The organism is Streptomyces sp. NPDC006140 (assembly GCF_040628815.1).
Classification (GTDB): Bacteria; Actinomycetota; Actinomycetes; order Streptomycetales; family Streptomycetaceae; genus Streptomyces.
Genome location: NZ_JBEXTS010000036.1, coordinates 1 through 12923 on the forward strand (window position 1 = coordinate 1; position 12923 = coordinate 12923).

At 70.4% G+C, this 12923-nt stretch carries 6 protein-coding genes and 1 CRISPR repeat array; all 6 genes read left to right on the plus strand.

The window, feature by feature from the left end:
* Positions 1–469: 469 nt before the first annotated feature.
* The 6 genes from cas3 to cas6e all read left to right on the plus strand — a co-directional run bounded on the left by cas3 (position 470) and on the right by cas6e (position 8864).
* Entirely contained in the window at positions 470–3313 is a 2844-nt protein-coding gene (gene cas3, locus ABZ386_RS41865) for a CRISPR-associated helicase Cas3' (RefSeq protein WP_356528855.1), read from the plus strand.
* 279 nt (positions 3314–3592) lie between these two features.
* Positions 3593–5299: a type I-E CRISPR-associated protein Cse1/CasA gene (casA, locus tag ABZ386_RS41870; protein WP_355719946.1), complete on the plus strand. Its 1707-nt coding sequence runs from the start codon at positions 3593–3595 to the stop codon at positions 5297–5299.
* A gap of 129 nt (positions 5300–5428) precedes the next feature.
* The gene (casB, locus tag ABZ386_RS41875) at positions 5429–6034 is read left to right on the plus strand and encodes a type I-E CRISPR-associated protein Cse2/CasB (protein WP_355719943.1); all 606 of its coding nucleotides are present in this window, start codon (positions 5429–5431) and stop codon (positions 6032–6034) included.
* 123 nt (positions 6035–6157) lie between these two features.
* Positions 6158–7312 carry a type I-E CRISPR-associated protein Cas7/Cse4/CasC gene (gene cas7e, locus ABZ386_RS41880; protein ID WP_355719940.1) on the plus strand — a complete coding sequence of 385 codons (1155 nt, stop codon included), beginning with the start codon at positions 6158–6160 and terminating at the stop codon, positions 7310–7312.
* Positions 7309–8106: a type I-E CRISPR-associated protein Cas5/CasD gene (cas5e, locus tag ABZ386_RS41885; RefSeq protein ID WP_355719937.1), complete on the plus strand. Its 798-nt coding sequence runs from the start codon at positions 7309–7311 to the stop codon at positions 8104–8106. The genes cas7e and cas5e overlap by 4 nt, the downstream gene beginning before the upstream one ends.
* Positions 8107–8111: 5 nt before the next feature.
* Positions 8112–8864, plus strand: a complete 753-nt coding sequence (cas6e, locus tag ABZ386_RS41890) for a type I-E CRISPR-associated protein Cas6/Cse3/CasE (RefSeq protein ID WP_355719966.1) — start codon at positions 8112–8114, stop codon at positions 8862–8864.
* 1012 nt (positions 8865–9876) lie between these two features.
* A CRISPR array of direct repeats spans positions 9877–11653; the repeat unit is 28 nt; unit sequence GTCGCCCCCGCGCCTGCGGGGATCCTCC.
* The last annotated feature ends 1270 nt before the right edge of the window (positions 11654–12923 follow it).

Genomic DNA, 12923 nt, shown 5'->3' on the forward strand with positions numbered 1-12923 from the left:
ACCCATGAGAACGTCTCGTGAAATTCGATGTTCTGCATTGCGCAGTGCGGATCGGGGCTGACCCTATTCGAAGGCTCGGGGTGGTGGAGCAACATTCGGCCTGACGTAGCCAGATATTCCTGCCAGTCGATCGATTCGCCAGAGGCGCCAGTTTGTGAACCGGTTGCGGCACAGAAATGGCTGGCATGGCTCTCGGTAGCCTGTGCCGTTGAACGGCAACACTACGGGCACTGCGTTCATGGCGACGTTTGTGCGTGAGCAGGTCGCCCTGTGCGGAGGGGCACATCGGCCTCCCGCCACGGAAGTCCTCTCGGAGGGTTGGCAGTCCGCTTCGCGTCGGTTGGTGTGGGTGACTCTGCAGGTCAGGCCATGCTGTCAGTGGTGGCCTCTAGCCTCTGATGCTCAGTTCTGGACGGGCGACCGACGGGTGGGGAGCGTGCAAGGTCTGAGCGGGCGTAATGAGCCGTTCGTGGTAGAGGCGCTGGAGACGTTGTGGGGGAAGTCGAGGGAGCGAGCAGGGGGCAGGACGAACCTTCTGCTGGCGCACCTTCTGGATACTACGGCCGTTGCTGAGCTGCTGTGGGACGGTTTCCTCGCACGGGCAACGCGGTCGGCGCTGGATGAGGTTGCGGGTGGGCCGGGCCGTGGGCGGCGGTTGTTTGCCTGGTTGTGCGGGGTTCACGATTGCGGGAAGGCGACGCCGGCACATCAGCGTTTGTGGCCGGAGGGAGCGGAGGCTGTACGCCGATCGGGGTTGACGTGGGTTGAGTCGGCTGCTGTGGCGGGGGCGAAGCAGCAGAAGCGGTGGCGTCACGACTGGGCCGGTGGGCTGTTGGCGCGAGAGTTGCTGGCTGAGGCCGGGTGGGATGCGGAGCAGCTGGACTGGGTGTGGCCGCTGGTGGCTGGGCATCATGGTGCGTTTCCTTCGCTTCGGGATGTGCAGGAGCCTCGTTCGGCGAAGGGTCAGCTGCGGGGGAGGGGGGCGTGGCGCCGGGTTCAGCAAGCTCTGCTTGATGTGTTCACCCAGGAGGTCGGGTTCGGGTCGCTCGGTGAGGTGGAGCCGATGGCGGTTCCGTCCAGGGCGCTCCAGTTGCAGCTCAGCGGTCTGGTGGTCATGGCGGACTGGATTGCCAGTGACGAGCGCTTCTTCGTGGGCTTGGACGATCTGGGGCTGGTGAGTCTGGATGCTTCCCGTGAGCGGGCGGCGTCGGCGTGGAAGGCTCTGGGGCTGCACGGTGGATGGGGTGCTTTGGGCGTGCCAGGGCCCGAGGCGTTCCGGGACCGGTTCGGTTATGCGCCGCGGCCCTCGCAGGCCATGGTGGTTGAGGCAGCTCGCCGCATGGGCGGTCCGGGTCTCATGGTGGTGGAAGCCCCGATGGGTGAGGGCAAGACGGAGGCTGCTCAGGCTGCGGCGGAAGTCCTGGCGGCCAAATTCGGCGCGGATGGTGTGTTCGTGGGGATGCCGACCCAGGCGACCAGTGATCCCATGTTCACCCGCACGCGTCGGTGGGTGGAGGCGATCGAAGGGGAACTTGCCTCCCGCGTAGTGCTGTTGCACGGCAAGAGAGCGTTCAACCGGGAGTGGAAGGCCCTCCTGGAGGACGCGGATGCGTACGCGGACGAGGCGTTCTGCGGGGTGGATGAGTTTGGTTTGGACAACGACCCGTACGGGGTTGAGTCTGAGGTGCGCGGCGTGCCCGAGCGGCAGGCGCCTGCTGAGTGGTTTCTGGGGCCGAAGCGCGGGCTGCTGGCCCCCTTCGTGGTCGGTACGGTTGATCAGCTTTTGTATGCGGCTACCCGTACGCGGCATGTGATGCTGCGGATGGCGGGCTTGGCCGGCAAGGTCGTGATTCTGGACGAAGTGCACGCCTGTGACGTGTACATGAGTCAGTTTCTGCGGGAGGCGCTGCGTTGGCTGGGCCAGGCCGGGGTACCGGTGCTGGTCTTGTCGGCGACGCTTGCCCCCGCGCAGCGCACAGCGTTGGGCGAGGCTTATCTGGCCGGTGCGGCATCACGTGAGGAGTTCCGGGTCGAGGTTCCGGCGCCGCTGGGGTATCCGAGTGTCACGGCGGCCTGGTTGTCAGCCTCGGGGGAGCCGCAGTTCCATGTGGATGCAACGGACAGTTGGCGCGAGGACCTCGGCGTGGTGGTGCAGGTAGTGCCCGAGGCGGTGCCCGGCGCGGGCACTTCGCGTGAGCAGCGGGAGCGGTTGCAGGCCGAGGCGGATGTAAGAGTGGGGGACCTGCTGGCGAGTGAACTCGTCGACGGAGGGACCGCGCTCGTCATCCGCAATTCCGTTGCGCGGGCGCAGAGTCTCTACGAAGAGTTGCGCGGGCGGTTCGGTGATGACGAGGTGCGCCTTCTGCATGCCCGTTTCACGGTTGCCCGGCGTGCCGATCTGACGGAGGAGTGTCTGCGTCTGCTGGGCCCGCGGACGCCGCGCCCACGGGGCGGCCGGCTGATCCTGGTGGCGACTCAGCTGGCCGAGCAGTCCTTCGATGTCGACGCCGACTTGCTGATCACGGATCTGGCCCCCGTTGACCTGTTGCTGCAGCGGGTAGGGCGGCTCCACCGGCACGAGGACACGTGGCGCCCGGCGAGGCTGCGCGTGCCACGGGTGTTCGTTACGGGGTTCGAGCCGCGTGAGGGCCGTGAACCGGCTTTCGCGTTTGCCGGCGAGGCCATTTATGGGCGTCATCTGCTGCTGCGGACCGCTGCTGTGCTGCCCGGCGCTGGCGAGGTGTGGTCGGTCCCGGCAGACGTGCCCGGGCTGGTGGGGAAGGTGTACGGGGCGGATGCGTCGCTGCTGCCCGAGGCGTGGCAGGAGGCTGGTGAGGCGGCCTGCCGGGAGCAGGAGAACCGGGACCGGATCCGTGCCGAGGAGGCGCGGAAGTTCTTGCTGACGCCGCACGGTGAGCACGAAAAGCGGACGCTGGCAGGTCTGCACTACGGCGGATCCACAGCGGGCAGCGACGAGGCTTCGTTGCAGACGGCGGTGCGCGACGGAGACGAGTCCGTCGAGGTCGTCCTGGTGGTCCGGGACGAGGACCATGCCTTCCGGACGCTGGCGGGACGGGCCTTGAGCGTCAATGGCGATGTGGCGCCCGATGTGTTGGATGAGGTGCTGGGCTCGATGGTGCGCCTGCCGTCGAAGTTCACCCGAGCAGCCCAGGAGTTGCGGCCGTTGCCCGGCTGGCACGGACATCCGTGGTTGCGACGGAGCCGTGCGCTGGTGCTGGATCGCTCGCGCAGGGCCCGACTCGGCGACGTCACGGTGTCCTACGACGACGACTTCGGGTTGCGGCAGACGTAGGTTCCGGCGTCGGCCGTGCGGCTGCAGTGGGGCTCGCAGGGGGTGAGGTGAGCCGCCGGGCCGTGGCCCGGCGGCTCGGTGCCCCGCGTGGCGCGGGGGCGAAGCGATTCCCGATCCGCTGTGCAAACAGAGAAGGGGATCATCCCCGTAGCCCAGGCCCTCGCGGGCCGGTCGCTGGGGTCAACGGCCGGATTGTTGCACCTGATTGCGAAGAAAGCATGTGGACGCCACAGGGCCACTGCTAGCGTTAAACATAGAAGCTTCCATCGAGGGGGACCGATGAGCCATGGCTTTTCCTTAACGGACGACTCCTGGCTGCGCTTACCGCCAGCCGCAGGGGGACCGGCACAGGAACACTCGCTGCGCACCGCGTTGCTGGAGGCACACGAATTCGGCGACCTTGTGGTGGAGCTCCCCACCCAGAGGCCGGCCGTGTTCCGGCAGGTTCTGCTGGCCGTGGTTCTCGACGCCCTGGGCCGTCCGTCCGACGAGCGCGAGTGGATGAACTGGTTCTCCACACGGCGCTGGTCAAGGGAGCAACGCGGCAAGCTCGAGGCCTATCTGGACACGCATCGCGGGCTGTTTGATCTGTTCGATCCGGTGCGGCCCTTCGGGCAGGTGGCCGGGCTGTGCACCGCGAAGGGCGAGACGAAGAATGCCGGGCTGATCGTAGCGACCGCCGCCACCGGGAACAACGTGCCGCTGTTCGCTTCCCGCACGGAGGGCGACGCCTTCTCGCTGGCTCCGGCACAGGCGGCACACTGGCTGCTGCACACGCAGTGCTGGGACACTGCGGCGATCAAGACGGGCGCGGTGGGCGACCCGAGGGCGAAGGCGGGCAAGACAGTCGGAAATCCGACCGGGCCGCTGGGGCAGATGGGCGTGGCCCTGCTGGTCGGCACGACGCTGTTCGAGACGCTGCTGCTGAACCTCCCGGTCGGGGCGCCGCCGACGTCGGCCGACCTGCCGCAGTGGAGGAGGCGCGAGCCCGACGATCCGCGTTCGGCCGGCACCCCTCAGTGGCAGGAGCGGGCACCCGAAGGACTTCTGGACCTGTGGACCTGGCAGTCCCGCCGGATCCGGCTCTTCCCGGAGACGACCGACGAAGGCCTGCGGGTGACGCGGGTCCTGGTCGCTGCGGGGGACCGGATGCCTCACACACCCGAAACCGAGCCGCACACCATGTGGCGAGTAGAACCGACCGGCAGCCGAAGCACGGGGAGAAGCAAGGGCGGCACCACATCCCCGCGTCGTCCTCTGCGCCTGCAGCCTGGCAAGGCCGCGTGGCGCGGGCTCGATGCGCTGCTGGCACCCGAGCGTCAGTCCAGGGAAGCAGGGGAGAAGACGAGCGGGTTCGCCACGAGCAAGCTCCTGGACCAGGCCGGCGCCCTGGCACCCGATCTCGGCGAGGCCTATCCGCTGCGTGTGGAACTCTCCGGTGTCGCGTACGGCAATCAGTCAGCCGTCATCGACGACGTGATGTTCGACGCGCTGCCCCTCCCGCTGGCCGCGCTCGAAGCCGACAGCGACGTCCGCTCAGCGCTTCTCGAAGTAGCTGAACAGGCTGAGCAGTTGGCCACGGCCGTCAATCACCTCTCGGCTGATCTGCGGCGTGCTCTGGGCACCGAACCGATCCCCTGGGACAAGGGGCAGCGCCCCGGGGAGTTCGTCCTGCACGCACTGGACCCGCTGGTGCGGCGGTTGCTGGCTGGGATGAGGGAGGTGGAGGACCTGGAGCGGATCGAGGCCGGGCAGCTCGCCTGGGAGCAGCTTGCCTGGCGCCGGAGCTGGGAGGTCGCTGACCGCCTCCTCCAGGCGGTGCCTGTCGGCGCGTTCGTGGGCAGAAGCGTCTCGCAGGGGGAGGGGAAGCCCGAGCGCACGCACCGCGTCTCGCTGGCCGAGGCATCCTTCCTCAAGCGCCGTGCGCAGATCCTCCACCGCGCCGACGCCCATCGACGCAACTGCCCCACCCCCGACAACCGGTAGGCGGCGAGGCACCTTTCAAGGTGCCCTCTCTAGTCGTCACGCCCTGGCCGGAGAAATCGGCCATGCCCTCCGCGGGCGTCCTCCCACGCCTTGGTGACACAGCGTCCCTCATCACGTCTGGACACGGCCATGACCGAAGAAGACTCTACGAAGCAGCGCATCTGGCACCGCTACATCGCCGCAGACGGCACCTGGCGCCGCAAGAACGGCACTGCGGCCATGCAGCGCCCGCCCGGCGAGGACCTCGCGGTTCTACGCCGAGGCCTGGGCCGCCCCGCCGGAACCGTGCTGGAGCTGTTCCCGTTCTACACCTGCCCGGTCGACGACTACGCCGCCCGACGCGGGGAGGTCTCGGCCGAGCAGGAGGCCGAGCACATCGCGCTCGCGCTCTACGGGCTGCACCAGCAGAGCCAGGACCGGCCGATGCACCGCGACGGAGTCGGCCTCGGCCGGGCCATGCTCGAGCTCCGGCGCCACGACCGCACCAGTGACCAGGCCGTCGACTCCCGCTTCCAGCAGGCGTTCTCCGCAACGTCGACGCAGGCACTGCGGATGCGTCTTCGGGGTCTGGTCACCCAGCTCAAGGACATCAAGCAGCCCCTCGACTACGACCGCCTGGCCTTGGACATCCACGACTGGAACCGGCCCGATTCCCGCTCCCGCGTGCGCCGCCGCTGGGGCCTGGACTACTACGCCTGGACCCAGCCGGCACCGGCTCCACGACCCGAGCGCTGAGACCACCAGCACGCCCGACGTCCGCCGCCCCGCAGCGACACTCCCTTCCCACCTGCACACCCGCATCCGCGACGCCCGCAGGCCACGCGGCTACCGCTCACTCACACGACCTGGAGCAACCCGATGACCCAGCGCCTCTACATCGACGTGCACGTCGTCCAGACCGTCCCGCCCGCCAACCTCAACCGAGACGACCAGGGCAACCCCAAGGAGGCCCTCTACGGCGGCGTCCGCCGTTCCCGCGTCTCCTCCCAGGCATGGAAGCGAGCGACCCGCCAGCACTTCGACACCCAGGCTCCCGAGCCCGACCGCGCCACCCGCACCAAGCGCATCACCGGTGAACTCATGGCCCGCATCTCGCGGAACACCGGCCTGGAAAGCGAACAGGCCGGCCGGATCGCAGCCGCCCTGCTCGCCCAGCTCGGCCTGAGCCAGGGCAAGAAAGCCGGTGACACCGCCTACCTCCTCTTCTACGGCAACGCCCAGCTCGACGCAGTGGCCGCCCTCGTCACGGACCATGCCGCAGACCTCGCAGCACTCGACGACAAGGCCCTCACCGAAGCAGTCAAGGAACTGCCCGTCGCGCAGACCTTCAAGACCGGGCACCCCGTGGGCGTCGCCCTGTTCGGACGTATGGTCGCCGACATCCCCAAGCTCAACGTCGACGCAGCCGTGCAGGTGGCCCACGCGCTCTCCACCCACGAGACGCAGCTCGAGTTCGACTACTTCACCGCCGTCGACGACCAGAACGAAAAGGACGAGACCGGCGCCGGCATGATCGGCACCATCGGCTTCAACTCCGCCACCCTCTACCGCTACGCCACCGTCGGCTTCGCCCAGCTCACCGACAACCTCGGCGGTGACACACAAGCCGCTCTCGACGCCCTCGACCGCTTCGTCGACAGCTTCGCCCTGTCCGCCCCCACCGGCTACCAGAACTCCTTCGCCCACCGCACCCGGCCCAGCCTCGTCGCGGTCGTCGTGCGCACCGACCAGCCCGTCAACCTGGTCTCCGCCTTCGAAGAGCCCGTCGCGGCGGAAGCCGGCATCCAGGCGAACTCCGCCCGCCGCCTCGCCGAAGAGCACATCACCGCCACACAGGTATGGGGCGACACCCCCCTCTACGCAGCGGCCAGCCACACCTTCACCACCCGCGAACCCCGCACCAAGGACACCGCCGAAACCCTCACCCAGGCCTTCGGTGAACCCGTCACCTTCGCCGACCTGCGCACCACCCTGCACGCGCGCATCACCAACGCCCTGGGGGCACAAGCGTGACACCCTCCGACCCCACCTCCGTCCTTGTGCTGCGGCTCGCCGCACCGCTCCAGTCATGGGGCGACCGCAGCACCTTCAACCGACGTGAAACCCGACCCGAACCCACCAAATCCGGAGTCGTGGGCCTCCTCGCCGCAGCCGCCGGCCGCTCGCGCCACGCCGCACTAGACGACCTCGCCGGGCTGGGACTCGGCATCCGCATCGACCAGCCCGGCAGCATCCTTCGCGACTACCACACCGTCAGCGACCACCGCGGCCAGCCGCTCCTGTCCGCCGCCGTCACCGCCAAGGGCCTGCAAAAACCCACCTCACCCGCCAAACACACCCACATCACCCAGCGCTTCTACCTCCAGGACGCCGTCTTCCTGGCAGCCGTCGAAGGCCCCCAAGAACTCATCACCACCCTCGAACAGGCCCTACGCCACCCGGCCTTCCCCCTCGCTCTCGGCCGCCGCTCCTGCGCGCCCACACAGCCCCTGGCCCTGGGCCAGCGCACCGGCTCACTGCAGGACGCGCTGCGCGCCGAGCCCTGGCAGGCCACCCCCGCAGTACGCAAGCGCTGGGGGCAACGGAACGGCAACGCCGCCACCATCGACCTCCCCGCCACCCTCGACGACCCGGCAGGAGACGAAGTCCGCGAGGACGTCCCCCTGTCCTTCGCCCCGACCAGCCGGACCTTCACCACCCGCCGTACCCGGCACACCTACCTCGCCGCACCCACCGGCCTCACACCCGACCCCACACGGCCCTCGAACACCGCAGGCCACGACCCCTTCGCCCTCCTGGGCTGGTGACCGACATGCCCTATCTCTCCCGCATCCGCATCAACCCCCTGCGCGCTGAAAGCCGCACACTCCTCGCCAGCCCCCGCGCCATGCACGCCGCCGTCCAAGGAGGCATCCCCGGCCTGCCCGAACAGGACCGCACCCTGTGGCGGCTCGACGCCGACAACCCCCACCGCCCCCACCTGTTCGTCCTCACCACCGACAAGCCGGACTGGACCCACCTCGTCGAACAGGCAGGCTGGCCCGGCGCCGACGGCGAGCACTACGCCGTACGCGACTACGCCCCACTCCTGCAACAACTCGCACCAGGCCGCAGCTTCGCCTTCCGCCTCACCGCCAACCCCGTCCAGAACACCAACCGGCCCGACAAACCCACCGCACGCCAACAAGCACGCATCGAAGCCGGAGACCGGCGCAGCTTCCGCCTCGGCCACCGCACCGCCGCCGCCCAGCTCAACTGGTTCCTCACCCGCACCCAACGCTGGGGCTTCGACATCCCCACAGCCCCCCACCTGGACGCAACCCACGACACCAACGGCGACCCTCCCCGCGACATCCGCATCACCACCCGCCAACGCCGCTCCTTCGGCAAAGGCCCGGCCACGGCGAAGGAAGCTCACGTCGTCATGCACTCCGTGACCTTCGAAGGAAGCCTGCGCATCACCGACCCGGCCCTCCTCGCCGAGCGCCTCCTAGCCGGCATCGGCCCGTCCAAGGCCTACGGATGCGGACTGCTCACCCTCGCCCCGCTCCCCGAAAGGGCATGAACACCGTGCCCGACATCTGTGTCTGGATGGTGGCGTCGGCCCCGCGTCTGCGGGGATCCTCCGTACCAGCGAGAGAACAGCGCACCGATCGCGAGGTAGGATCTGCGCCTGCGGGGATCCTCCGGGCAACCCCCGCAACGACCTCGGCTGGCTCAAGTCGGCCCCGTGCCTGCGGGGATCCTCCTCCGAGGCGTCCGCCGAAGCCGCCCGCCTGATCGTCGCCCCCGCGCCTGGATCCTCCCTCAACTTCTTCAGCGACGACCAGGGCGTGCCCGTCGCCCCCGCCAGCGGGGATCCTCCGGACGGCACGGTCCACGTGGTCGGCTACGGCCGGTCGTCCCCGCGAGCTGCGGGGATCCTCCGGCCGGGACGCGTTGGATGCCGGTGATGCACCAGTCGGCCCCGCGCCTGCGGGGATCCTCCGACGTAGCTGAACCAGCCCCATCCCCAGCGAGGTCGCCCCCGCGCCTGCGGGGATCCTCCCGGGGCCGTCACCTCCCGGCTGTCCGGGCAGGTGTCGCCCCCGCGCCTGCGGGGATCCTCCGCTGGAGGCCGCAGGCATCGGCGGTAAGGGCTTGTCAGCCCCGCATCTGCGGGGATCCTCCGCGGTGGGGTCGGTGGAAGCCGTACCCGTGGCAGTCGGCCCTGCGTCTGCGGGGATCCTCCGATCGGTACGCGGCCCGGGATCGCGGCCGCCCTGTCGGCTCCGCGCCTGCGGAGATCCTCCGATGGCCAACGGCTCCACCAAGTACATCAACGAGTCGGCCCCGCGCCTGCGGGGATCCTCCGCGGGAGAGGTCGGACTCGACGTCTGCGAATCGGTCGGCCCCGCTCCTGCGGGGGTCCTCCGATGTTGGGGTTGGTGGGCAGGCCCCGCCAGTTGTCGGCCCCCGCGCCTGCGGGGATCCTCGGGAGGCCCCCCGCATCGTCGTCGTCAGCAAGGTCGTCGCCTCCGCGCCTGCGGAGATCCTCTGGTCTCGCCGTGCTGGGCGGCGGAGAGCCATTGGTCGACCCCGCGCGTAAGGGGATGCTCCGATGGAGGAGATCTACGAGATCGACGAGGAGACGTCGCCCCCGCGCCTGCGGGGATCCTCCGCACGGTGTGAGCTCCTCGACGCCGAGCCAGTAGTCGCCCCCGAGCCTGCGGGGATCCTCCTCGCGGATACCTGTCCCGCTTGGAACGTGAGCAGTCGGCCCCGCGCTTGCGGGGATCCTCCGTACCTCATCGGCCAGCTAGCCAAGCGGGACGCCGCCGACCCCGGGCCTGCGGGATCCTCCGACATACGCGTACGAGGGTGATCCCCCGGGACCCCGCGCCTGCGGGGATCCTCCGATGTTCCGCCGCCTCCACCCCACCTGCACCGGGTCGCCCCCGCGCCTGCGGGGATCTTCCGTCCTGGCCGGCCTTCGCAGCGTCCGCCAACCAGTCGACCCCGCACCTGCGGGGATCCTCCGACGACGTCGGACACGTACGGGCACCTGCTGCCATTGGCCCCGCGCCTGCGGGGATCCTCCGGAACTCCAGATCCGCGACTACTCGGCCCTGGTGTCGCCCCCGCGCCTGCGGGGATCCTCCGCGCGTGTTCGACGACGCGAAGCGCATGGCCCAGTCGCCCCCGCGCCTGCGGGGATCCTCCATCCACACCTCCCTCGGCTCCCGCGCCACGAAGGTCGCCCCCGCGCCTGCGGGGATCCTCCGCCGGTGACGGCGTTGGCGACGGCTGCCGGCATGTCGCCCCCGCGCCTGCGGGGATCCTCCGCCATTACGGCTCAGATCAAGTACCAGCAGATGGTCGCCCCCGCGCCTGCGGGGATCCTCCCGGAGACACCGAGCGATGACCCGCCCCACACCCGTCGCCCCCGCGCCTGCGGGGATCCTCCCCACGCGCCGCGCCTGTTTCCGCGGCCGGTGCCACGTCGCCCCCGCGCCTGCGGGGATCCTCCGACGTCGGCGCAGATCCACGTGGCCTCGGGCAGTTCGCCCCCGCACCGGCGGGGATGCTCCATGGGCGGTCGAGAACAGCAAGCCCGCCACGCTCGTCGGCCCCGCGCCTGCGGGGATCCTCCGCTGGCGGAGGCGACCAGGACTTCGCTGCCCGGGTCGGCCTCGCGCTGCGGGATCCTCCGCCCAGAACGGGCCCGATCTCGCCGTGGTCGTTGTCGGCCCGCGCTGCGGGGATCCTCCGACGCGACGGCGGAACCTCGCGAACTCGCCGGGGTCGGCCCCGCGCTGCGGGGATCCTCCGGAGGGCCGCACGGGCCTGTACCTGGTGGACCTGTCGGCCCTGCGCCTGCGGGGATCCTCCGGATCCGCGGCCACCGGCCACGGATCGGGAGGCGGTCGGCCCCGCGCCTGCGGGAATCCTCCGGCGCAGGCCGACCTGGCCCGCGTGACGGCGAAGTCGGCCCCGCGCCTGCGGGGATCCTCCGGGCTACGTGTACATGTCCCCGGACGGGCAGCAGTCGGCCCCGCGCCTGTGGGGATCCTCCGGGCTCACGCTGCGACGAACACCAGCCCATCCCGTCGGCCCTGCGCTTGCGGGAATCCTCCGTTCCTCCGCGGCTCCGTCTACACGTCGCCCGAGTCGGCAACGCGCCTGCGGGGATTCTCCAGAATGGCAGGATGTGCCCCATGACCCCCATGGTCGGCCCCGCGCCTGCGGGGATCCTCCGCGTTCCCAACGCGGGGCTGGGGCCTGGGGGTTGTCGGCCCCGCGCCTGCGGGGATCGTCCGACCTCACCCTCGGCGGTTCCGAAGTAGGGCACGTCGACCCCCTGCGGGGATCGTCCTCAGGTCCGCCGCTCCGGCTCCCACAGCTCACAGCCGACTCCGCGCCTGCAGGGATCCTCCGGGGCCCCGAGGGCGACCCGGGCGTTGGTGGCGTGGCCCCGTGCCTGCGGGGATCCTCCGTGGAACGCCTCCTGCGCGGCCAGCAGATCCGGGTCGGCCCCGCGCCAGCGGGAATCCTCCGCTCGCCGAGTACTGCGGCCTGGTCGTCTCGACGTCGTCACCAAGGTCGTCACCTCGGCGCCTGCGGAGATCCTCCGGTCTCGCCGTGCTGGACGGCGGAGAGCCATATGGTCGACCCCGTGTGTGCGGGGATGCTCCGTACATGGTCGAGAGCGGCGGAGGCCGCGGGAAGTTGCCCCCGCGTCTGCGGGGATCCGCCGAACTGGCGACCCGGGAAGGGCGGCGCGGCCGGTTCGCCCCCGCGCCTGCGGGGATCCTCCGGTCCACAGCGTGGACGGCGGGCCGGCGAGGTGTCGACCCCGCGCCTGAGGGAATCCTCCAGTGGAGCGCGGCGACCGTACGGTGCGCTCGCTGTCGCCTCCGCGCCTGTGGGGATCCTCCGAACGGGATCAGGGCGGGGAAGGCGAGGACCAGGTCGGCCTCGCGCCTGCAGGGATCCTCCGCACCGGCGGCCGAGCGGAAGCCCTCGGTGACGTCGACCACGCGCCTGCGGGGATCCTCCCGTGCAGCGCAAGCTGCCGAAGGAGACTGGGGGTCGCCTCCGCGCCTGCGGGGTTCCTCCGCGGGCAACCGCCACCGAGACCGAGGCCGGGACGTCGCCCCCGCGCCTGCGGGGATCCTCCGCCAGGCAGGACAGCGCCACCACGGTCAGCACCGTCGCCCCCGCGCCCGGGGATCCTCCCGAGTGGCGCGCCGCCCAGGCCCGCGGGCTGCTGTCGGCCCCGCGCCTGCGGGGATCCTTCCCTGCTCCACGGCGCACGGCCTGGAGTTCAACAGGTCGGCCCCGCGCCCGCGGGGATCCTCCCCAGGGCCATGCGCCCCCCACACACCCCGCACCGTCGGACCTGCGCCCGCGGGGATGCTCCGGAAAAGGACAAGGGGCTTCTGGACCAGGGCATGTCGTCCCCGCCTGCGGGGACCTTCCGACTTCGTGCGCTGCGCCCCTCGGCTCGTAGCGGTCGACCCCGCGCTGCGGGAATCTTCCGAAGCCTGCTGGCCAGGACATCGAGGAGTGCTAGACGACCCCGCGCCTGCGGGGATCGCACGAACCAGAGTCACTGCAAATTGCTCCCCCTGGCGGTATCAGC

Coding starts and splice junctions, on each gene's coding strand:
- cas7e (WP_355719940.1), top strand. CDS start 6,158: ATGACCCAGCGCCTCTACATCGACGTGCACGTCGTCCAGACCGTCCCG.
- casB (WP_355719943.1), top strand. CDS start 5,429: ATGACCGAAGAAGACTCTACGAAGCAGCGCATCTGGCACCGCTACATC.
- casA (WP_355719946.1), top strand. CDS start 3,593: ATGAGCCATGGCTTTTCCTTAACGGACGACTCCTGGCTGCGCTTACCG.
- cas6e (WP_355719966.1), top strand. CDS start 8,112: ATGCCCTATCTCTCCCGCATCCGCATCAACCCCCTGCGCGCTGAAAGC.